A 19,728-nucleotide genomic window follows, 5' to 3' on the forward strand; every position below is an offset into this window, starting at 1 on the left:
GCTCCGGGGAACAGGCGACCGGGTCCGCCGTGCCGTTGCCGCGCGGCGGAGGCGCCGTGCCGCGAGGTCGGGAGACGCGGGCGTAGGCGGGAGTGTGGGAGGGCGTCGCCGGGCCGCGCCGGCGTGACGGCGCCGCGCGGGGGAGCGGGCGGTCGGCCCGGCTGGGCCTCGGGGCTAGAGGAGGATGCCCTGGGCGTCGTCGACCTTTCGGGAGCGGCGGCGCGGGGGGCGGGCGGCGGAGCTCGCCTGCAGGCCGGCGTCGGCGGCGCGGGCGAGGCGCGCGCCCGCCACCGCCAGGCGGTCGCCCGCGCGCTCCACCGGGCGCCGGGCGATGGCCGGCGACAGGTGCTGCGTCGCGGCGTACCAGCGGCGGCGCGCGTCGGCGGTCGCCTTGAAGAGGGCGGCGAGCGCGCGGTCGGATGCGATGTCGAGGCGCTGGCGCAGCGGCTCGACCAGCGCCGGCCCGGCCGGCAGGCCGCGGGAGAGGAAGCGCAGGTGCTCGGACCGGTGGCGCAGGTGCGTCGCCATCGCCGTGTCGAGGCGGCGCGCCCGGTCGCCCAGCGTCGCGAGGCACTCGGAGCGGACCGGGACCACCCGCTCTGCCGCGCCCGTCGGCGTCGGCGCGCGGTAGTCGGCGGCGTGGTCGACGAGCGTCCAGTCGGTCTCGTGGCCGACGGCCGAGACGACCGGGATCGGGGAGGCGGCGACCGCGCGCACCAGCGCCTCGTCGTTGTAGCCCCACAGGTCCTCGACCGAGCCGCCGCCGCGCGCGACGATGATGACGTCCGGCCGCGGGCCGCCGTAGTCGCCGGCGAAGCCCTTCACCGCCGCCGTCACCTCCGCGCCCGACGTCTCGCCCTGGACGCGGACGGGCCAGACCACGACGTGCGCGGGGAACCGGTCGGAGATGCGGTGCAGGATGTCGCGGATGACGGCGCCGGTCGGCGAGGTGACGACGCCGATGACGCGGGGCATCAGCGGCAGCGGGCGCTTGCGCTGCTCGTCGAACAGGCCCTCTGCGGCGAGCTTCTGGCGCCGCTCCTCGAGGAGCTTCATCAGCGCGCCGAGGCCGGCGTGCTCCAGGTTGTCGACGACGATCTGGTAGCTCGACTTCTTCGGGAAGGTCGTCAGGCGGCCGGTGGCGATCACCTCGAGGCCTTCCTCGGGCTTCACCCCGAGCTTGGACCAGGAGCCGCGCCAGACCACCGCGTCGATCGTCGCGTCGGCGTCCTTCAGCGAGAAGTAGGCGTGGCCGGACGAGTGACGTCCGCGGAACCCGCCGATCTCTCCGCGCACCCTGACGTAGCCGAACCCGTCCTCCACCGAGCGCTTCACCGCGCGCGACAGCTCCGACACCGTGAACTCGACCGCGTTCGACGCGGGACGTTCGTCATCGAAGAGGGTGAAGGGGTCAGACATCGGCATTATGATAGGGGTTTCGTGACGTCACCGGAACCTCCCCTTGCGCGACTTCAACGCTCCACGCCTCTTCGTCCACGCCGATTTGCCCGGTCTCATCACCTTCGATCAGGGGCAGACGAACTATCTGCGCAACGTGCTGCGCCTGTCGCCCGGCGCCTCCATCCTCGTCTTCAACGGCCGCGACGGCGAGTGGCGGGCCGAGATCGACGAGCTCGGCAAGAAGGCGGGGCGCGCCGACGCCGTCGAGCGCACCGCCGCGCAGACCCCGAAGTCCCGCCTCGTCTACGCCTTCGCGCCGCTGAAGCAGGCGCGGCTCGACTACATGGTGGAGAAGGCGACCGAGATGGGCGCGGGCCGCCTCGTCCCCGTGCTGACCCAGCACGGGCAGGTCCGCAAGATCAACCGCGAGCGCCTCTCCGCCAACATCGTCGAGGCGTGCGAACAGTGCGGCATCCTCTCCGTCCCCGTCATCGAGGAGCCGGTTTCCCTCGCCGACTTCCTCGGCGGGCTTGACCGGCCGCTCGTTGTGGCCGACGAGGCTCTCGCGGGCGACGCGATGGACCCGGTGGCGACGATCCGCGCCGCCGGAGCCCCGCTCGCCGTACTCGTCGGCCCGGAAGGCGGATTCTCTCCCGAAGAGCGGGAGCTTTTCGCCCCGCGGGCCGTTCGGGTGTCGTTGGGACCGCGGATTCTGCGGGCGGACACTGCCGCTGTTGCACTTTTGTCGCTGGTCGAGGCGGCATTCCCCAGTTAAGGCCGCCTCGGCGACTTAAGTGGTATAGCACGCAGTTGCGCACCCGTTCCGGCGTCCTTATGGTCCGCCGGCCAAAAAGGCGAGGGGACGATGGCGCGCGATACTTTGGATGATACCCCGGTCGAGGGTCGGGACGCTCTGGTCGCGTACATCGCCGAGGGCGAGAAGCCGGCCGAGCAGTTCCGCATCGGCACCGAGCACGAGAAGTTCGCGTTCAATCTCGGCGACCTCTCGCCCGTTCCCTACGAGGGAGAGAGCGGCATCGGCGCCATCCTCACCGGGCTCGGCGAAGCCACCGGATGGGAGGCGATCACCGACTCCGGCCGCATCATCGGCCTCGCCGCGCCCGAGGGCGGCGGCGCCATCTCCATCGAGCCGGGCGGCCAGTTCGAGCTCTCCGGCGCGCCGCTCGACACGCTGCACGAGACCTGCCGCGAGGCCAACGGCCACCTGGTGCAGGTCCGCGAGATCGCCGAGCGGCTCGGCATCGGCTTCCTCGGCCTCGGTTTCGCGCCGACCTGGACCATCGACGAAGCCGAGAAGATGCCGAAGCAGCGCTACGACATCATGCGCCGGCACATGGTGAAGGTCGGCACCCGCGGCCTCGACATGATGCACCGCACCTGCACCATCCAGGTGAACCTCGACTTCTCGTCCGAGGCGGACATGGTGAAGAAGATGCGCGTCGGCCTGGCGCTGCAGCCGGTCGCGACGGCGCTCTTCGCCAACTCGCCGTTCTACGAGGGCGCGCCCAACGGGCTGCGCTCCAACCGCGCCGAGGTCTGGCGCGATGTCGACGCGGCGCGTTGCGGGCCGATCCCCTTCGCCTTCGACGAGGGCTTCGGCTACGAGCGCTACGTCGACTGGGCGCTCGACGTGCCGATGTACTTCGTCAAGCGCGGCGACAAGTACATCGAGGCGACGAGCCACACCTTCCGCCAGTTCATGGACGGCAAGTTCGACAAGCTGCCGGGCGAGCGGCCCACCATGGGCGACTGGATCAACCACCTGTCGACGCTGTTCCCGGACGTGCGTCTGAAGCGCTTCCTGGAGATGCGCGGCGCGGACGGCGGGCCGTGGGGGCGCATCTGCGCGCTGCCGGCCTTCTGGGTGGGCCTGCTCTACGACGACGGCATCCTCGACCAGGCGGTCGCCATGACCGAGGAGCTCACCGCTGCCGACCGGCAGGTCATGGTCAACCGCGTGCCGACCGACGGGCTGATGACGCACGTGCGCGGCCGCACCGTCGCGCAGATCGCCCGCGAGGCGCTGGCGCTCGCCTCCGAAGGGCTGCGCCGCCGGGCCCGCGCCACCGCGGACCTGCCGGACGAGCGCACCTTCCTCACCCTGCTGGAAGACGCCGCCCACTCCAGCCGCTCGCCCGCCGACGAACTGATCGACGCCTACTACGGGGCCTGGAACAAGGACGTGCGCAAGGTCTTCGAGACCAACGCCTTCTGAGGGACCGCGCGGCGCCACGGGAAAAATGCGGGTCTGCCGGATGCGGTCCGGCGCGCCGGGGCGCGATGAGCCGGCGAAGGGCGGATGCTCTCGCATGGCTGTGGTCGGGCGGGGGCATCGGTGCTGGAACGCGGCTTGCCCGCCCGATAGAACGGCAAGCCACCGGAGCAGCAACACGATGCCATCAATCGACCCGTCGTCCGAGGGATCCATCCCGCGCCTGGAGGACGAGCGCTTCCTCCTCGGCCGCGGCCGCTACACGGCGGATCACCATCGGCCGGGCGAACTGCACGCCGTCGTCGTCCGCTCGCCGCACGCCCACGCCGACCTGAAGAGCGTCGACACCGGCGCGGCCCGCGAGATGCCGGGCGTCGTCGGCGTGTTCTCCGACGCCGACCTCGCCGCGGACGGGCTCGGTCCGCTCCCGTGCGAGATGACGCTCGACGCGGTGTCGCCGCTGGTGAAGCCGCCGCGGTGGATCCTCGCGCGCGAGCGCGTGCGCTACGTCGGCGAGCCCGTCGCCTTCGTGGTCGCCGAGACGCTCGCCCAGGCGATGGACGCGGCCGAGGCGGTGGACGTCGACTACGACGCGCTGCCGGTGGTCGTCGACGAGGTCGAGGCGCTGGGCGAGGGGGCGCCGCAGCTCTGGGACGAGGCGCCGGGCAACCTCGCCTTCGTGTTCGAGCGGGGCGACCGGGAGGCGACCGAGCAGGCCTTCGCCGGGGCCGCGCACGTGGTGGAGCTGCCGCTCGTCAACAACCGCGTCAGCGCCTTCCCGATGGAACCGCGCGCGGCCATCGCCGAGGCCGACGACAGCGGGCGGATGACGCTGGAGGTCACCGGCCAGGGCGTCCACGGGATCCGCTCCACGCTGGCGAAGTCGGTGCTGCACGTCGCCGAGGACGACCTCGCGGTGTTCGCCGAGGACGTCGGCGGCGGCTTCGGCATGAAGAACTTCCCGTTTCCCGAGCATGCGCTGCTGCTGTGGGCGGCGCGTCGGCTCGGGCGGCCGGTGCGCTGGGTGTCGACCAACGCGGACGACCTGATGGGCTCGGTCCATGCGCGGGCGCTGAAGTGCAGGGGGCGTCTGGCGCTCGACGCCGAGGGGCGCTTCCTCGCGCTCGACGTGGAGATCGTTGCCAACCTCGGCGCCTACGCCTCGACCCTGGGGCCGGGGAGCTCCACCCTGGCGCCGGCGGCGGCGATGGGCGGGGTTTACGTCATCCCCGCGATCGCGATGCGCACGCGCGGGGCGTTCACCAACACGGCGCCGGTGGACGCGTACCGCGGCGCCGGCAAGCCGGAAGCGAACTTCATCATCGAGCGGCTCATCGACGCCGCGGCGCGGCAGTGCGGGTTCGATCCCGTGGCGCTGCGGCGGATCAACGTCGTCGACGCCTTCCCCTACCGCAAGGCGCTCGGCGTCGTGGTGGACTGCGGCGGCTACCGCGAGGCGATCGACAAGGCGGTGGCGGCGGCCGACTACGACGGCTTCGCCGCGCGGCGGGCCGAGGCGGAGGCGCGCGGCAGGCTGCGCGGGCTGGGCGTCGCCTGCTTCATCGAGACCGCGCGTGGCGCGCCCGTCGAGGAGGCGGGCGTGCGCTTCGCCGAGGACGGGGCGATCGAGATCGTCACCGGCACGGAATCGAACGGGCAGGGGCACGAGACGGCCTTTACCCAGGTCGCCGCGGCGCGCCTGGGGCTGCCGATGGAGCGCTTCCGCTACGTCCAGGCCGACACGCGGCGCACCCGCATGGGCAACGGGCACGGCGGCGCGCGGTCCATGCACATGGGCGCCGGGACGCTGGCGCTCGCCATCGACAGGATGCTGGCGGCGGCCGGGCCGATCGCAGCCCAGCTGCTGCAGGCGGATCCTGGCGACGTCGAGTATGCCGGCGGCGTCTTCGCGGTGCGCGGCAGCGGGGGGCGGGCGGTGCCGCTGGCGGACGTCGCCCGCGCGGCAAGGGCGGCCGACGTCGGGCCGGCCGAGGGGCTCGACACGCTGGTTCGCCGCGAGGATGCGCCGATCACCTTCCCGGGCGGATGCCACCTCGCCGAGGTGGAGGTGGATCCGGCGACGGGCGAGGTGCGCCTGAAGCGCTACGTCGCGGTGGACGACTACGGGCGCATGGTGAACCCGCGCCTCGTCGAGGGGCAGGTGCACGGCGGCATCGCGCAAGGGATCGGCCAGGCGCTCGGCGAGGATGTCGTCTACGACGAGGGCGGCCAGCTCCTGTCCGGCTCGCTGATGGACTACTGGCTGCCGCGCGCGGACGACCTGCCGGACTTCGAGATCACTTTCGGCGGCGTGCCGACCGGGGCCAATCCGCTGGGCGTGAAGGGCTCGGGGCAGGCGGGCTGCATCTCGGCGCCGCCGACCATCATGAACGCCGTCGTCGACGCGCTGTCCCCGCTCGGCGTGCGGCACATCGAGATGCCGGCGACGGCGGAAAAGGTGTGGCGCGCCATCGAGGACGCCAGGGCCCGCGCCGCCGCCTGAGTGGGCGGATCAGACGTCGGCGATGTCGGCGCGGTTGGCGAGGCGACGGGCCGCGCGCTCGAAGTGCGTGCGCGTGGCGAGGCGCGCCCGCTCGGGGTCGCCGGCCTCCAGCGCCTGATAGACGGCGCGGTGCTCGTCGAGGATCTCGCTCCCCCACTCGGCGGCCATCGCGTTCTTGATCGCGACGGAGCGCAGGTTCTCGGAGACGTTGCGCTCGATCATCCCCACGAACTCGACGTAGTACTCGTTGCCGGACGCCTCGGTGATGGCGCGGTAGAAGGCGCCCTCGGCGTCGAAACGCTGCGCGGCGCTGTCGGGACCCTCGTCGGTCGCCTCGGCCATGTCGGTGAGGTGGGTGGCGATGCGCCGCAGGTCCCGGTCGGAGCGCGCCGCGGCGGCGAGCGCCGATGCCTCCGCCTGGACGCCCGTGCGCAGCTCGAGGAGCTGGACGAGCTGGCGGCGCTTCTCGAAGCAGGCCGCGGAGATGCGGAAGGCGGAGCGCGCGTTCGGCTCCGTCACGAAGGCGCCGACGCCGCGCTTGGGCGTGATCACCCCGTCATACTTCAGGAGCGACACCGCCTCGCGCACCACGGTGCGGGCGACGCCGAACTGCGCCGAGAGGGCCTGCTCCGTCGGCAGGCGGTCGCCGGGCTTGAGCTGGCCGCTCGAGATCGCCTCGGAGATGGAACGCGCAATCTCGTCGGGCAACCGGCGGGGTCGGTCGATCCGTTCGAATAGCCCTGACGTCATGGGGTCTCCCTCGTCTTCGCCGCCGTGGAGAGGCGGGCGGCGGTGGCGCGCGGCTGCCCGTTCGCATCCGTGCGATAGCAAATTGTCGCCCGTTGTCAGACTTTTCAACTCTTATCGCAAAACAGTTGTCAGACAAATGACTTTGTGATCAGTTGACCTCGCAGGCCGGCGCAGACCGGCCACCGGAACAATGCGTCCCGGTCCGACGGCGGCGGCGGCGAGCCTGACGCGGCGGATGGGACCGGACGCGATCAGGAGGAGAGCGCCCATGAGCGGTCCAGCGGCCGGCCCGGCCATCGCGTTCGTCGGTCTCGGCGGAATGGGCCGGGGTCTCGTCAAGAACATGGCCCTCAAGGGCCTTGCCGTGACAGCGACCGACATGCGCCCAGAACGCGTCGACGAGGCGGTGTCCTTCGGCGCCGTCGCCGGCTCCGACCCGGTAGCGATGGCGGCCGAGGCGGACATCTTCGGCATCTGCATCACCACCGCCGAGGCCGTGCAGGATCTTGCGATCCGCCACGGCGTGCTGGACGCGATGCGGCCCGGCGCCGTCTTCCTCGACCACACGACCGTCTCCCCTTCCCACGTCGACCTGATGCGGCAGGAGTGCGAGCGGCGGGGCCTTCGCTACTGCGAGGCGCCGATGACCCGGACGCCCGCCCACGCCGACCGGGGCGAGGTCAACGTCCTGTTCGGGGGCGACGCGGACCTCCTCGAGGAGCTGCGGCCGGTGTTCGCGACCTATGCCGAGAACATCTTCCATGTCGGACCCGCAGGGCATGCGATCCGCCTGAAGCTCATTCACAACTACATCGCCTTCGCCAACGTCGCCTCGTTCTGCGAGGGCTTCGCGCTCGCCGCGCGCGAGGGGCTCGATATGACGAAGGTGATCGGCATCATCTCCGCCGCGGGCGGCAAGTCCGGGATGATGGACCTCTACGGCGAGCTGACGCTGAAGCGCGACTTCACCCCGCACATGTCGCTGGCGAACGCGCAGAAGGACGTGCGCTACTACGCCGAGTGGATGAACGAGGCGGGGCTGCCCGCCTTCATGTCCCGCTCGGTCGAACAGACCTACGCCCTGGCCTCGATCATGGGACATGCCGACGAAGGCTGCACCGCCGTGATCAAGGCCTACGAAGAGCTGACGGGCATCGAAGCGCGGCTGCCCGAACCGGCCGACACCGAAGCCGCGCAATAACAAAGCAAGTCATAAAAATCGGAGGAAACGATGCGGGCAACAGTGATCGCGGCATCCCTGGCCGCGCTTCTCGCGACGCCGGCGCTGGCACAGGACGTGACCCTGCGCCTGGCGCACTTCGCGGCCGAGACGCACCCGGGACACATCGCGGCGGAACAGTTCGCCAAGAACGTCGCCGAGCGCACCGGCGGTGCGGTTGAGATCGAGATCTACCCGGCGAACGAGCTGGGCTCGCCGCCCGAGCAGCTCGAGCAGACCGTGCTCGGCGCCATCGACATGAACCTTCCCACCCAGGGCGGCCTCGACAAGTACGAGAAGGCCTTCGGCACGGTGATGACGCCGTTCGCCTTCAAGGACTACGCCCAGGCGCACGAGGTGCTGGACGGGCCGTTCAACGACTGGGTGGCGCCGAAGCTGGAGGAGCAGGGCCTCGTGCTCCTGTCGAACTGGGAATACGGCTTCCGCAACATCACCAACTCCAAGCACCCGATCGAGACGCCGGACGACGTCGCCGGGCTGAAGCTGCGCACGCCGCCGGAGCTGCAGATCGTGGCCGCCGTCGAGGGGCTGGGCGCGTCGGCGACGCAGATCGCCTTCCCGGAGCTGCCGAACGCGCTGAACCAGGGCGTGGTGGACGGCCAGGAGAACCCGGTCGGCGTGATCTACCACTACAACCTGGACGACTTTCAGAAGTACCTGGCGCTGACGCGGCACGTCTACAACTCGATGGTCCACGTCATCAACAAGGACTCCTGGGAGCGCCTGACGCCCGAGCAGCAGGCCATCGTGCGCGAGGAGAGCCAGAAGGCCGGCGCGCTGATGCGCGAGCTGGTCGCCGCCCAGGAGGAGGAGGAGCTCGCCAAGCTCGAGGAGCGCGGGATGGAGATCACCCGCCCCGACCTCGCCGCGTTCCGCCAGACGGTCGCGGGGTCCGAGGCGATGAAGCGCGTCACCGAGTACACCGGCGCGGAGAACATGGAGAAGTTCCAGAGCTTCCTCGCCGACTGACGCCGGCGCCCGGCCTGGCCGGGCGCCCTTCCGCTCCGCGGACAGTTTTCGCGCGGCGATGGCTGCCGCGGGGGTCCGCCGCTCAGGAACGGTGCCGGCCACGGCAGCGCTGCGCAGGGACGGTGCCGGCCGCGGCACCGTTTCCGGGGGGCGCGGGTGGCGTCGCCCGGGCCTGACGTCTCGCCCGGACGCACACGGCGTCCGGATCCCTCCCTTCACCGATCACGGCCGGGCCGCCGGCCATTGTTGGACGCTTCGATGCTGGCCTTTCTCATCCTGGGCGCGCTGGTCGTCCTGATCGCCATGGGCGTGCCGGTCGCGGTGGCGCTGGGGCTCACTGCGACGGGCTTCTACATGCTGTCCGGCGACTTCCACATCCTCGCGATGCTGCCGCAGCGCATGTACTCCGGCACCACCGCCTTCACCCTGCTGGCGATCCCCTTCTTCATCCTCGCCGGCAACCTCATGAACACCGGCGGGATCACCGAGCGCATCTTCCGCTTCGCCAACGCCTGCGTCGGTCACATCCGCGGCGGGCTCGGACAGGTGAACGTCGTCGCGAGCCTCATCTTCTCCGGCATGTCGGGCGCCGCCGTGGCGGATGCCGCCGGGCTCGGCCAGGTGGAACTGAAGGCGATGGCCGACCGCGGCTACGATCCGAGCTTCTCCGCCGCGATCACCGCCGCCTCGTCGACCATCGGCCCGGTCTTCCCGCCGTCGATCCCGTTCGTCCTCTACTCCTCGATTACCGGGGTGTCGGTCGCCAAGCTCTTCCTCGCCGGCGTGGTGCCGGGGCTGCTGATGGCCCTCGCGCTGATGCTCGCGGTGTGGTTCGTCTCCTGGCGCACCAACATGGCGCGCTCGGAGCGGGCGCCCTGGCGCGAGCTCCTCGCGAGCTTCACCGACTCGGTGCTGTCGCTGCTGACGCCGGTCATCATCATCGGCGGGATCTTCTCCGGCATTTTCACGCCCACCGAGGCGGGGGTCGCGGCGTGCGCCTACGCGCTGGTGCTGTCGATGTTCGTCTACCGCGAGCTGCAGCCGAAAGAGCTGCCTGGCATCCTGTGGGTGACGCTGGTGCACACCATCCGGGTGATGTTCGTCATCGCCGCCGCCGGGTTCTTCGGCTGGCTCCTGGTGCACCAGCGCGTCCCCAACGCGCTGATCGACGGGCTGCTCGGCCTCTCCGAAAGTCCGGCGGTGATCCTGACGATCGTCATCCTCATCCTCCTCGTGCTGGGGATGTTCCTGGAGGGGATCGCCGTCATCGTCCTCACCGTGCCGCTGTTCCTGCCGGTGATGACGAAGATCGGCGTCGATCCGATCCAGTTCGGCGTCATCATGATCATGTGCTCGATGGTCGGCCTGCTGACGCCGCCGGTCGGGATGGTGCTCTTCGCCGTCTCCTCGATCTCGGGGCTCTCGGTCGGGCGGCTGACGCGGGCGCTCTGGCCCTACCTCGTGGGGCTGATGGGGGTGCTGGTGCTGGTGGCGGTGTGGCCGGCGGTGTCGACCTGGCTGCCGGGCCTCGTGCTGGGAGCGAACTCGTGAGGGCGCTCGCCGGCCTCGACCGGGGCGTCGGCTTCGTCTTGAGGGCGATCCCGGTCGCGTGCCTCGTCGCGCTGTTCGTCATCCTCCTCGGCAACGTCGTCTCGCGCACGTTCCAGATCTGGACCACCGCGTGGTTCGACGAGATCGTCGAGGCGCTGTTCGCCATCATGGTCTTCGTCGGCGCCGCCGCTCTCTGGCGCGAGAACGAACACTTCCGGGTCGACTGGCTGGAGGGGATTCTGGGGCCGCGCTCGGGCTCCTGGCTCCGGATCGTCACGGTGCTCCTCAGCATGGTCTTCCTCGCCGTGATGGCCTGGAAGGGGTACGACCTCGCCTCCCGCAGCCGCGCCGTGACGCCCATCCTGGGCGTGCCGACCGGCTACATCTATGCGGTGATCCCGATCTCCGCGGCGCTCATGCTGGTCTACAGCGTGCGCGACCTCATCGTGGCCGTCCGTGTCGCGATCCACTCCTCACCCAACCGCAACGAGACTGTGCATGCTGATTGACCATCGCACCTACACCTGCCGGCCCGGCACCATCAAACTGCACCTCAAGCTCTACGAGGAGTACGGCTACAAGGCGCAGTCCCGCCACCTCGGCAAGCCGTGGCTCTACGCGGCGACGGAATCGGGCGACCCCAACTCCTACGTCCACATCTGGGTCTACGAGAGCGCGGGCGACCGGGAGGCCAAGCGGCAGGCCCTCGCCGCCGATCCCGACTGGGCCGAGTACCTGAAGCGGAGCCGCGAGGCGGCCTATCTCGTCTCCCAGAAGAACTCGCTGATGACGCCGGTCGGCTTCGCCCCGGCCCCCGAGGTGCGCGCGGCGGACTGAGCCGCCGGTCCCGGGCCCGCGGCGCCCAGCGGGCTCGGGCTTCACCAACGAACAGGCACCCGGGGGACCGCCGTGCCTTGGCCGCGCGGGCGGCACCGCCGTGCGGGGCGCTGGTTGGCGGCGATGGGGGTGCGGGCCGTGCGCGGGGTGGTATGGAGGGGGCGTATGTCCTGCCCGTTCCTCCCGAGTTGATCTTCATGAGCCCGTCGAATTCCGCAGCGTCCGCCGCGCCCTCCTTCGATCCCTTCCGGCCGGCCGACATCGACGCCGGCCTGGCGCTGTCCCGGGCCGAGCGCTGGCCGCACCGGCGCGAGGACTGGGAGCTGGTCGCCGCCATCTCGCGCGGGACCGTAATCCGCGATCGCGGCGAGGTCGCCGGCACGGCGGTGTGGATGCCCTACGGGGAGCGCCTCGCGGCGGTCGGCATGGTGATGGTCGCCGCCGGCCAGCGGGGACGCGGCTTCGGGCGGGCGCTGATGGAACGCACCATCGTCGACGCGGGCGGCCGGACCTTGCGCCTCGTCGCCACCCACTCCGGGCTGCCGCTCTACGAGAAGCTGGGCTTCGCCGCGACCGGGACCGTGTTTCAGCATCAGGGCGTACCGCAGGCGGCGCCCGCCCCGGACGGGGTGGAGGAAGCGAACGCGGACGATCGTGCCGCGATCCTCGCGCTCGACCGAACGGCCTTCGGGGGCGACCGGACGGACCTGCTCGGCGCGATGCTGCGGCGGGGTGTCGCCCTCGTCGTCCGTGAGGGGGGCGTCACGGGGTTCGCGATCCGCCGCATGTTCGGCCTCGGGTGGACCATCGGGCCGGTGATCGCGCCGGACCGCGACCATGCGCAGCGGCTGATCGCGGCACATGTCGCCGCGCTCGACGGAGCGTTCGTGCGCGTCGACACCACCGACACTGCGCTCGCCGACTGGCTGGAGCGGCAGGGCCTGCCACGCGCCGGCTCGGGCACCGCGATGATGCGCGGGACCGTGCCGGAGGCCGCGCCGGAGCGGTTCGCGCTCGCCTCCCAGGCGCTGGGGTGAGCCGTCGCCCGCGTTGAACGCCGGCCCTCAGAGGAAGTGGAGGGCGACGGGGTGGCCGTCCACGTGGGCGACCGGGATCTCGGCGCCGAACACCTCGGCGAGGACGGCGGACGTCATCACCTCCGCCGTCGGCCCGTGGGCGAGGACGCGGCCGCCGCGCATCGCGACGATGCGGTCCGCGTGGGCCGCCGCGTGGTTGAGGTCGTGCAGCACGATGAGGATCGTCCTGCCCCGCTCGTCCGCCACCTGCCGGATCGTCCTCATGAGCTGCCGCGCGTAGGTGATGTCGAGGTTGTTCAGCGGCTCGTCGAGGAGGATGTAGTCGGTCCCCTGGCAGAAGGTCATCGCGGCGCGGGCCCGCTGGCGCTGGCCGCCCGACAGGGTGTCGACGAAACGGTCCGCCAGCGCCTCTAGGTCGAAGAGGGCGAGGGCCTCGGCGATGGCGGCGCGGTCGTCCGGTCCCGGGCGCCCGCGGTGGTGCGGGAAGCGGCCGAAGCCGACGAGCTCCGACACCCTGAGGCGGCTCGCCACGTGGCCCTCCTGCGGCATCACCGCGAGGCGCTTCGCGAGGGCGCGCGTCGGCGTCCTGTGCACGGGGAGGCCGTCCACCGTGATGGTGCCCTCGTGGAGCGGCAGCAGGCGGGCGATCAGCGACAGCAGCGTCGACTTCCCTGCGCCGTTGGGGCCGATCAGCGCGGTGACGCCGCCGGCCGGGATCGAGAGGTGGACGTCGGCGATGACCTTCTGGCCGGAGCGGACGGCCGTGACGCCGTTGACGATGATCATCGAAGCCTCGACGACAGGAGGAGAACGAGGAAGAGCAGCCCGCCGGCGAACTCGATGACGATGCCGAGCGTCAACGCGTTGCCGAAGACGTGGGCGAGGACGGTCTGGCCGCCCACGAGGAGCACGACCCCGGTGAGGGCCGCGGCCGGGAGGAGGACGGCGTGCCGCGTCGTGCCGGCGAGGCGCTCCGCGAGCGCCACCACGAGCAGGCCGAGGAAGGCGACCGGGCCGACGAGCGCGGTCGAGACCGCGACGAGGACGCCGACCACCAGGACGAGGCCCACCGCCGTGCGCCGCCAGTCGACGCCGAGGCCGACCGCGTCGTCCGCGCCGAGCGCCATGATGTCGAGGACGTGCCGTGAGCGCCAGATGAGCGCCGTTCCGGCGAGGGTGAGGAGGATGCAGGGCAGCAGCAGGCGCTCGTCGACGGTGTTGAAGTCGGCGAAGCTGACGCTCTGGACGATGGCGAAGGTGTTGGGGTCGATGAGCCGCGCCACCAGCGAGGAGAGGCCGCGGAAGAGAGCGCCGAGGACCACGCCCGCCAGCAGCATGAGGACGACGTCGCCCCGCTGCCTGAGGATCGGCAGGAAGAGGGCGGCGGCGAGGAGCGCCATCAGCGCCGCTTCCCCGGCGAAGGTGAGGCCGGCGGGGAGCGCCGAGAAGCCCGCCGCGCCGAGCGCGAGGACCAGCACCGACTGGACGAGGAGGTAGAGCGAATCCATCCCCATGATCGACGGGGTCAGGATGCGGTTGCCGGTGACGGTCTGGAACACGACCGTCGAGACGGCGATCGCGACCGCCACCTGGACGAGGGCGGCGAGGCGCACGGCGCGCAGCTCCAGCGCGAAGGCGATGTTGCCGCGCAGGCCGATGGTCATGGAGATCGCGGCGGCGACGAGCGCCGCGAGCGCGAGGCCGGCGAGGGCGAGGCGGGCACGGCGGCGGTGGGCGCGGAGCAGCGGCCCGCGGTCGGCTGGCGCGGCGTTGGGCGCGACCTTCGGCGTTCCGGGCGCGGTGTCGGCGAGGGCGTCGGGCATGTCGGTCAGGTCTGGCGCGGGCGGGCGAAGATGACGGCGAGGAAGACCGCCGCGCCGACCACCGCGAGGACGGTGCCGACCGGCAGCTCGTACGGGAAGCGCACGACGCGGGCGAGGAGGTCGCAGGCGAGCACCAGCCCCGCGCCGCCGGCGGCGATGATAGGCAGCACCGCGCGCACGTCCTCCCCGTAGCGTCGCGCCACGAGGGCCGGCACGACGAGCCCGACGAACGGGATCGCCCCGACCGTCGCCACGGTGACGCCGGCGACGAGGGCGACGATGGCGAGGCCAGCCTGCAGCATCACCGCATAGTTGAGGCCGAGGCCGACGGCGGTGTCCCGGCCGAGGGAGAGGATGGTGAGGCGGTCGGCCACCCACCAGGCGGCGGCGACGATGGCGGCGTTGACCCACAACAACTCGTATCGCCCCTGCATGACGGCGGAGAATTCCCCGTTGGTCCAGATGTCTAGGTACTGCAGGAGGTCGGTCTCCCAGGCGACGGCCGTCGTGACGGCGCCGACGACGCCGCCGTAGACGATGGCGAAGAGCGGCACCAGGAAGGGTTGCGTCGGCGGCAGGCGGCGCACCAGCGCCAGGAAGAGGGCGGTGCCGGCGAACGCGGCCACGGTCGCCGCGAGGCTCTTGAGCGCGATGGAGGCCCCGGGGGCGAGGATCGTCATCGCCAGGATCCCCAGTCCGGCGGCCTGGCCGGTGCCGGCCGTCATCGGCTCGACGAAGCGGTTCTTCGCCAGTGTCTGCATGACGAGGCCGGCGATGGCGAGGCCGGCGCCGGTGAGGATGGCGGCGAGGGTGCGCGGCACGCGGCTCACCACGAGGAGCTGCAGCCCGCCCGCGCCGCCGAGGTCGCCGACGCCCACGAGAAGGCTAGCGACGACGAGCGCCGCGAACAGGACGATCGCCGCCGCGAGGTCGAGGCGCAGGCCGGGACGGGCCCGGGGCGACGGGTGAAGGCCGGTCGGGACGCTCACTTTCCGGCCGTGAAGCCTTCTGTGATCGCCTTCAGGATCCGGCCGGTGGCGTCGGCGCCGCCCGCCGCGATGTAGAAGTCGGCGGCCGGGAGGTAGATGACGTGGCCCTCGCTCCAGGCCTTGGTGCCCCGGACGAGGACGTTGTCGAGCGTCGCCCGGGCGTTCTGCTCGCCCGAGCCGATGGCGGCGGCGCGGTCGACGACGATCAGCCAGTCCGGGTTGGCACTGGCGACGAACTCGAACGAGACGGCGTCGCCGTGGATGCCCGCGCCGAGGTCGTCCACCGCGGGCGGGATGCCGAGTTCGGAGTGCAGCCACCCGAAGCGCGTGCCGGGGCCGTAGACGGAGATCTTGGGGCCGTTGGTCATGATGATGAGCGCGTCGCCCTTGCCTTCGACGGCGGCGCGGGCCTCGGCGATGTCCTCGTCGAGGGTGGCGGCGAGGGTCTCGGCCCGGTCCTCCTTGCCGAAGAGGATGCCGTAGGTCTCGATCCGCGCCAGCGTCTCGTCGAGGAGCTCGGTGCCGTCGATTGTCATGTCGATGGTCTGGGCGACGCGGGCGGTCTCGGACGCCTGCCGGGCGGAGCGGCCGCCGACGACGACGAGGTCCGGCGCGAGCGCGTTGAGCGCCTCGAGGTCGGGCTCGAAGATCGTGCCGACGACCTCGGCGGTCCGGGCTAGGGGCTGGAGCTCGGGGAGGAAGAGCCTGTCCGGCACGCCGGCGACCGTCACGCCGAGGGCGTTGATCGTGTCGAGGGCGGCGATGTCGTAGACGGCGATGGTCTTCGGCGTCCTGTCGATCTCGACGGCGCCGGTGGCGGTCTCGATGTCGGTGGCGCTCGCGGCGGCGGTGCCGAGGGCGAGGGCCACGACGGAGCCGGCGAGGATACTGAGGGGGAACTTCATCGAACCAACTTTCTCGATGCGGTGGCCTTCGCGGGAAGGCCGGGACTGGACGGCCCCCGGCCCATCGGGGAGGGGTGTCCCGAACGGGGCGCCGGCCCGGCGCCTCGACCGGGTCCGCGTGGCGGCGGCGATCCGGCACCGGCGGTGAAAGCCCGTCGGCGCGGCAATGTAAATCCCGTCGCGGGCGGCTGCGGCGACGTTGCGCTCCGGCGTCGGGCCGGCGGTGCGGCCGCCGTCCGCGCTGTCGCTTTGCGCGCCGTCAGCGGGCGCGTTATCGCCGCGCGCGTCTTCACCGGGCGCGTTCTCAAGGGGCGCGTTCTCAAGGGGCGTGCTCTCGCCGGGCCGGGGGCCGCGGGGGCGGTTGCGACGGGGTCCGGTGCCATGGGTCAGGTGCGCGCGCGGCGGGCGACGTCGCTCGGCGAGACGCCGAACTGGCGCTTGAAGGCGGTGGCGAAGTTGGCCGGGCTGCGGTAGCCGGCCCGCTCGGCGGCCTCGGTGATGGAGAGGCTGCCGCCTTCCAGCGCGAGCCGCGCCTCGACGAGACGGCGCTCGCGCACGACGCCGTAGATCGACGCGCCGTGCACCGCGTGGAAGAGGCGCTGCAGGGTCGAGACGCTGGCGCCGACGGCACGGGCGACGTCCTCGAGGCGCATCCCGTCCGCCGGCTGTCCGGCGAGCAGGCGGCACGCCTCGTCGACCTTGCGCCGCTCGCGATCGGGAACGGCGAGGCGGCATGTCGGCGAGGCTGGCGAAGGCTTCCAGCAGGAGCCCGGTCGCGCGGCTCTCCATGTAGAGCCGCTCGACGAGACCCCCGCCGGGCGGCGGGTTGAGGAGCTGGTGGGCGAGCTGGATCGCGTGCGCGGACGGCGTCCAGACCGCCTCGGCGAGGTGCGGCTCGAGGCATTCCGGCAGGTGCGGCCCGCAGCCGGGCCGCCCGGCCAGCCACTCCGGGCTGACGGTGATGTTGACCTTGCGAAGGTGCATCCCGCGGCGGGCGCGGCGCACGAACCGCTCCGGCTGGGCGCGGTGGATGAGCTGGCCGCGCGGCGTCCCGTCCGCGCCGGCACGCAGGCTGAAGAGGCGGCCGCCGAGCTCGAAGTCCACCTCGCCCTCGAGGATGACCGAGCAGGTGAGACCGGGCCGCTGGACGAGCTCGGTGACGAGGTCGTGCAGCTCCACGGTGTCGCTGGTGTGGACGACGAGGCCGGGGCGCAGCTCGGCGAGGGTGTAGCGCCCCATGAGGGCGTTGCCGCCGAGCGCGGCGGCCGGGCGGATACGGAACTCGGATCCGACGACGACGGAGGCGTGTTCGATCCGGCGGTAGGAGACCAGATCGGTGTCGTCGGCGTCATGCGCGATGGATGCGGCCAAGCAACACTCCTGTAACGACTCCAATTTTCAGTCCAGTTCAGAATTGTTTTACTTTGACGTTTCCGGCGGATTGAGCATCGCGTCGGGCGTGATCGCAATGTGTCCCCATTTTGACCGCCACGCAAATGCGAATGGCCGCCGCGGAGGCGACACGCGGTGGTTGTCGCCGCAGTGGCCGTGTAGTCTGTTCTGCTATTCCGGTCGAGGTGTGGCCTGCCATGTAGCAACTGCGACAATTTCGAAGAATTAAAAGGCCAATCGAATCGTTGATATTGGGTTCCGGCTGAAGAATAACCATCTGGCGGTAGAATTCAACTTGCGCCGGTGCTCGTGCCCTGCGACGGGCGCCGGACGGCATCAGGGAGTGTTATGGCGGCGAAGCGGAGCAACGGCCGGGTGGGCGCCATCGGCGGAATGGGTCTTCCCGTGCAGGGGAGCCGGCCGCCGGCAGGGATCCGCCGCCCCGAACGGTCCCCGGTCCCCCTTCGAGCCGCCCGCCCGCGAAATGGCCTGAGCCCCGCGGTGTCCTGAACGATGCCGACCTTCGGACACGCCATGGCGCGCCGCGCCGCGGTCGCGACCTTCCTCGCCGCCGCCGTCCTCCCCACCGGTCCGGCGTCCGCCGACCGCGCCGCACCGGCCGGCGCCCCGGGCACGACCGCAACGCCTTTCATCGAGCCTGTCACGATGCCCGTCACCATCCCGCGCGCCGAGCAGGTCGACCTCGTCTCGGACCAGTCCGGCGCGACCTACCGCATCTACATCTGGCGTCCGGCAACGCCGCCGCCGCCCGAGGGTTACCCGGTCGTCACCGTCCTCGACGGCAACGCGGTCTTCGGCATGGCGACCGACATCATGGGCTTCGCCGGCCTCCGGCCCCGCGCCGGCGGCATCGAGCCCGCCGTGATCGTGGGGATCGGCTACCCCATCGACCGCCCGATGGACCTCGAACGCCGCAGCTACGACCTGACTCCCCCGGCCGCGACCATGAACCTGCCGCCGCGCCCCAACGGCCGGCCCTGGCCCGAGGTGGGCGGCGCCGACGCGTTCCTGGACTTCATCGAGGATCAGGTGAAGCCGCTGGTCGCGGCGCGCCTCCCGGTCGACCCCGCGCGGCAGGTCCTGATGGGGCACTCCTTCGGCGGCCTCTTCACGCTGCACGTCCTCCTGACGCGGCCCGGGGCGTTTTCCGCCTACCTCGCCGGCAGCCCGTCCATCTGGTTCAACGACCGCCACGTCGACGGTGAGGCGGACGCCCTCGTCGCATCGGGGCGCGGGGTGAACGCCCGTCTGTTCCTCGCGGTCGGGGGCGACGAGCAGCGTGCCGAGCCCGGCCCGGCCACCGCCGGCGGCATGGACCCGAAGGAGCGCCAGCGCTGGAAGCGGCAGAACCGCATGGTCGACAACACGCGCGAGATGGCGGCCCGGCTCAGCGCGGTCCCCGGCCTCACCGTGGCCTTCCAGGAGTTCGCCGGGGAAGACCACGGCTCCGTGGTGCCGGCCTTCATGAGCCGCGCCCTGCGTTTCGCCCTCGGCCCGGACCCGGCCGCCCCGGAGCCCGCGACCGCGCCGAAGTGATCAGGCCGGGCGGTCGACGGGACCGCCGCCGGCGCACCCATGGAGACCCCCATGCCACACCTCAGGTCCCGCGTGGCCACCGGGAAGGCGTCACGCTACATCGCCCAGCTCTGCAAGCACTTCGCCCATAAGGTGGATGCAACGTGGGACGAGAGCGCGGGCGACGTGGACTTCGGCTTCGGCACGCTGCGCCTCGCCGCCGACACCGAGGCGCTGACCCTTCATGCGACCTCCGACACGCCGGAGGGCCTCGCCCGCGTCGAGTGGGTGGTGACCGACCATCTGCAGCGCTTCGCCTGGCGGGAGAAGCCGACGATCGAGTGGAGCGCCGCCGCCCCCTCCGCCGCCCCTTCCGCCGACTGACGCGACAATTGCGCCTCCCGCGGGGCATCTGACGGCTGCCCCGCGCCGACGGATCGCCGGCCACGCGGCGGCCAATTCAGTCCCGCCGACCGCCCGATGCTGGTCGCCGGGGGAGGGCTGCGGGGTGATCGGCCGATGCCGGCGCGGCCCCGCACCCGGGTCGCCGCGAGCGGAAGGA

At 71.8% G+C, this 19,728-nt stretch carries 19 protein-coding genes; 12 read left to right on the forward strand and 7 right to left on the reverse strand.

Annotated features, from left to right (window positions below; genetic code table 11):
- Positions 1-174 precede the first annotated feature (174 nt).
- Complete coding sequence (xseA, locus tag DLJ53_RS27425; RefSeq protein WP_425320975.1) at positions 175-1,425, reverse strand: exodeoxyribonuclease VII large subunit; 1,251 nt, start codon at positions 1,423-1,425, stop codon at positions 175-177.
- A 37-nt stretch (positions 1,426-1,462) separates the two neighbouring features.
- Here xseA and DLJ53_RS27430 point away from each other — a divergent pair, with 37 nt between their 5' ends.
- The 3 genes from DLJ53_RS27430 (at position 1,463) to DLJ53_RS27440 (ending at position 6,137) form a co-directional block, all read left to right on the forward strand.
- Complete coding sequence (locus DLJ53_RS27430; RefSeq protein WP_111351302.1) at positions 1,463-2,176, forward strand: 16S rRNA (uracil(1498)-N(3))-methyltransferase; 714 nt, start codon at positions 1,463-1,465, stop codon at positions 2,174-2,176.
- A 90-nt stretch (positions 2,177-2,266) separates the two neighbouring features.
- On the forward strand, positions 2,267-3,637 hold the full coding sequence (locus tag DLJ53_RS27435; protein ID WP_111351304.1) for a glutamate--cysteine ligase: 1,371 nt from the start codon (positions 2,267-2,269) through the stop codon (positions 3,635-3,637).
- A 178-nt stretch (positions 3,638-3,815) separates the two neighbouring features.
- Complete coding sequence (locus DLJ53_RS27440) at positions 3,816-6,137, forward strand: xanthine dehydrogenase family protein molybdopterin-binding subunit (RefSeq protein ID WP_111351306.1); 2,322 nt, start codon at positions 3,816-3,818, stop codon at positions 6,135-6,137.
- Positions 6,138-6,146: 9 nt separating this feature from the next.
- On the opposite strand, the gene DLJ53_RS27445 is transcribed toward DLJ53_RS27440, so the two are convergent.
- A complete protein-coding gene (locus tag DLJ53_RS27445) occupies positions 6,147-6,887 on the reverse strand; it encodes a FadR/GntR family transcriptional regulator (RefSeq protein WP_111351308.1) in 741 nt (246 codons plus the stop codon).
- A gap of 268 nt (positions 6,888-7,155) precedes the next feature.
- Between DLJ53_RS27445 and DLJ53_RS27450 the strand changes: the two genes are divergently transcribed.
- The 6 genes from DLJ53_RS27450 to DLJ53_RS27475 all read left to right on the forward strand — a co-directional run bounded on the left by DLJ53_RS27450 (position 7,156) and on the right by DLJ53_RS27475 (position 12,521).
- Positions 7,156-8,088, forward strand: coding sequence for an NAD(P)-dependent oxidoreductase (locus tag DLJ53_RS27450; RefSeq protein ID WP_162409601.1), 933 nt, complete (start codon positions 7,156-7,158; stop codon positions 8,086-8,088).
- Positions 8,089-8,118: 30 nt separating this feature from the next.
- Positions 8,119-9,096, forward strand: a complete 978-nt coding sequence (locus DLJ53_RS27455) for a TRAP transporter substrate-binding protein (RefSeq protein WP_111351312.1) — start codon at positions 8,119-8,121, stop codon at positions 9,094-9,096.
- A 258-nt stretch (positions 9,097-9,354) separates the two neighbouring features.
- Positions 9,355-10,647: a TRAP transporter large permease gene (locus tag DLJ53_RS27460; protein WP_111351313.1), complete on the forward strand. Its 1,293-nt coding sequence runs from the start codon at positions 9,355-9,357 to the stop codon at positions 10,645-10,647.
- The gene (locus tag DLJ53_RS27465; RefSeq protein WP_162409603.1) at positions 10,644-11,156 is read left to right on the forward strand and encodes a TRAP transporter small permease; all 513 of its coding nucleotides are present in this window, start codon (positions 10,644-10,646) and stop codon (positions 11,154-11,156) included. The genes DLJ53_RS27460 and DLJ53_RS27465 overlap by 4 nt, the downstream gene beginning before the upstream one ends.
- Positions 11,146-11,484 carry an NIPSNAP family protein gene (locus DLJ53_RS27470; RefSeq protein ID WP_111351315.1) on the forward strand — a complete coding sequence of 113 codons (339 nt, stop codon included), beginning with the start codon at positions 11,146-11,148 and terminating at the stop codon, positions 11,482-11,484. The genes DLJ53_RS27465 and DLJ53_RS27470 overlap by 11 nt, the downstream gene beginning before the upstream one ends.
- Positions 11,485-11,681: 197 nt before the next feature.
- Entirely contained in the window at positions 11,682-12,521 is an 840-nt protein-coding gene (locus DLJ53_RS27475; RefSeq protein ID WP_111351399.1) for a GNAT family N-acetyltransferase, read from the forward strand.
- 27 nt (positions 12,522-12,548) lie between these two features.
- Here DLJ53_RS27475 and DLJ53_RS27480 read toward each other — a convergent pair whose 3' ends face one another.
- The 5 genes from DLJ53_RS27480 to DLJ53_RS27500 form a co-directional block, all read right to left on the reverse strand.
- A complete protein-coding gene (locus DLJ53_RS27480; RefSeq protein ID WP_111351316.1) occupies positions 12,549-13,307 on the reverse strand; it encodes an iron ABC transporter ATP-binding protein in 759 nt (252 codons plus the stop codon).
- Complete coding sequence (locus DLJ53_RS27485) at positions 13,304-14,344, reverse strand: iron chelate uptake ABC transporter family permease subunit (protein WP_111351318.1); 1,041 nt, start codon at positions 14,342-14,344, stop codon at positions 13,304-13,306. Before DLJ53_RS27485 ends, DLJ53_RS27480 begins: the two co-directional genes overlap by 4 nt.
- A gap of 5 nt (positions 14,345-14,349) precedes the next feature.
- Positions 14,350-15,333, reverse strand: a complete 984-nt coding sequence (locus DLJ53_RS27490) for an ABC transporter permease (protein WP_425320976.1) — start codon at positions 15,331-15,333, stop codon at positions 14,350-14,352.
- Complete coding sequence (locus DLJ53_RS27495; RefSeq protein ID WP_111351319.1) at positions 15,330-16,238, reverse strand: siderophore ABC transporter substrate-binding protein; 909 nt, start codon at positions 16,236-16,238, stop codon at positions 15,330-15,332. The genes DLJ53_RS27490 and DLJ53_RS27495 overlap by 4 nt, the downstream gene beginning before the upstream one ends.
- Before the next feature lie 386 nt (positions 16,239-16,624).
- Positions 16,625-16,891, reverse strand: coding sequence for a helix-turn-helix transcriptional regulator (locus DLJ53_RS27500; protein ID WP_111351320.1), 267 nt, complete (start codon positions 16,889-16,891; stop codon positions 16,625-16,627).
- Positions 16,892-17,075: 184 nt separating this feature from the next.
- Between DLJ53_RS27500 and DLJ53_RS27505 the strand changes: the two genes are divergently transcribed.
- From DLJ53_RS27505 to DLJ53_RS27515, 3 genes are all read left to right on the forward strand, one after another.
- Positions 17,076-17,624 (forward strand): hypothetical protein, encoded by a 549-nt coding sequence (locus DLJ53_RS27505; RefSeq protein ID WP_146620109.1) that lies wholly within the window; start codon positions 17,076-17,078, stop codon positions 17,622-17,624.
- Positions 17,625-18,143: 519 nt separating this feature from the next.
- Positions 18,144-19,187, forward strand: a complete 1,044-nt coding sequence (locus DLJ53_RS27510) for an alpha/beta hydrolase (RefSeq protein WP_111351323.1) — start codon at positions 18,144-18,146, stop codon at positions 19,185-19,187.
- A 51-nt stretch (positions 19,188-19,238) separates the two neighbouring features.
- A complete protein-coding gene (locus tag DLJ53_RS27515; protein WP_111351325.1) occupies positions 19,239-19,550 on the forward strand; it encodes a DUF2218 domain-containing protein in 312 nt (103 codons plus the stop codon).
- Positions 19,551-19,728 lie beyond the last annotated feature (178 nt).

The sequence above is a fragment of the Acuticoccus sediminis genome, from assembly GCF_003258595.1.
GTDB classification, from domain to species: Bacteria; Pseudomonadota; Alphaproteobacteria; order Rhizobiales; family Amorphaceae; genus Acuticoccus; species Acuticoccus sediminis.

Bases quoted from the DNA above. Each gene is read 5' to 3' on its own strand.
- xseA (WP_425320975.1), bottom strand. From the start codon at position 1,425: ATGCCGATGTCTGACCCCTTCACCCTCTTCGATGACGAACGTCCCGCG.
- DLJ53_RS27435 (WP_111351304.1), top strand. From the start codon at position 2,267: ATGGCGCGCGATACTTTGGATGATACCCCGGTCGAGGGTCGGGACGCT.
- DLJ53_RS27440 (WP_111351306.1), top strand. From the start codon at position 3,816: ATGCCATCAATCGACCCGTCGTCCGAGGGATCCATCCCGCGCCTGGAG.
- DLJ53_RS27445 (WP_111351308.1), bottom strand. From the start codon at position 6,887: ATGACGTCAGGGCTATTCGAACGGATCGACCGACCCCGCCGGTTGCCC.
- DLJ53_RS27450 (WP_162409601.1), top strand. From the start codon at position 7,156: ATGAGCGGTCCAGCGGCCGGCCCGGCCATCGCGTTCGTCGGTCTCGGC.
- DLJ53_RS27455 (WP_111351312.1), top strand. From the start codon at position 8,119: ATGCGGGCAACAGTGATCGCGGCATCCCTGGCCGCGCTTCTCGCGACG.
- DLJ53_RS27460 (WP_111351313.1), top strand. From the start codon at position 9,355: ATGCTGGCCTTTCTCATCCTGGGCGCGCTGGTCGTCCTGATCGCCATG.
- DLJ53_RS27470 (WP_111351315.1), top strand. From the start codon at position 11,146: ATGCTGATTGACCATCGCACCTACACCTGCCGGCCCGGCACCATCAAA.
- DLJ53_RS27475 (WP_111351399.1), top strand. From the start codon at position 11,682: ATGAGCCCGTCGAATTCCGCAGCGTCCGCCGCGCCCTCCTTCGATCCC.
- DLJ53_RS27480 (WP_111351316.1), bottom strand. From the start codon at position 13,307: ATGATCATCGTCAACGGCGTCACGGCCGTCCGCTCCGGCCAGAAGGTC.
- DLJ53_RS27485 (WP_111351318.1), bottom strand. From the start codon at position 14,344: ATGCCCGACGCCCTCGCCGACACCGCGCCCGGAACGCCGAAGGTCGCG.
- DLJ53_RS27495 (WP_111351319.1), bottom strand. From the start codon at position 16,238: ATGAAGTTCCCCCTCAGTATCCTCGCCGGCTCCGTCGTGGCCCTCGCC.
- DLJ53_RS27500 (WP_111351320.1), bottom strand. From the start codon at position 16,891: ATGCGCCTCGAGGACGTCGCCCGTGCCGTCGGCGCCAGCGTCTCGACC.
- DLJ53_RS27510 (WP_111351323.1), top strand. From the start codon at position 18,144: ATGCCGACCTTCGGACACGCCATGGCGCGCCGCGCCGCGGTCGCGACC.
- DLJ53_RS27515 (WP_111351325.1), top strand. From the start codon at position 19,239: ATGCCACACCTCAGGTCCCGCGTGGCCACCGGGAAGGCGTCACGCTAC.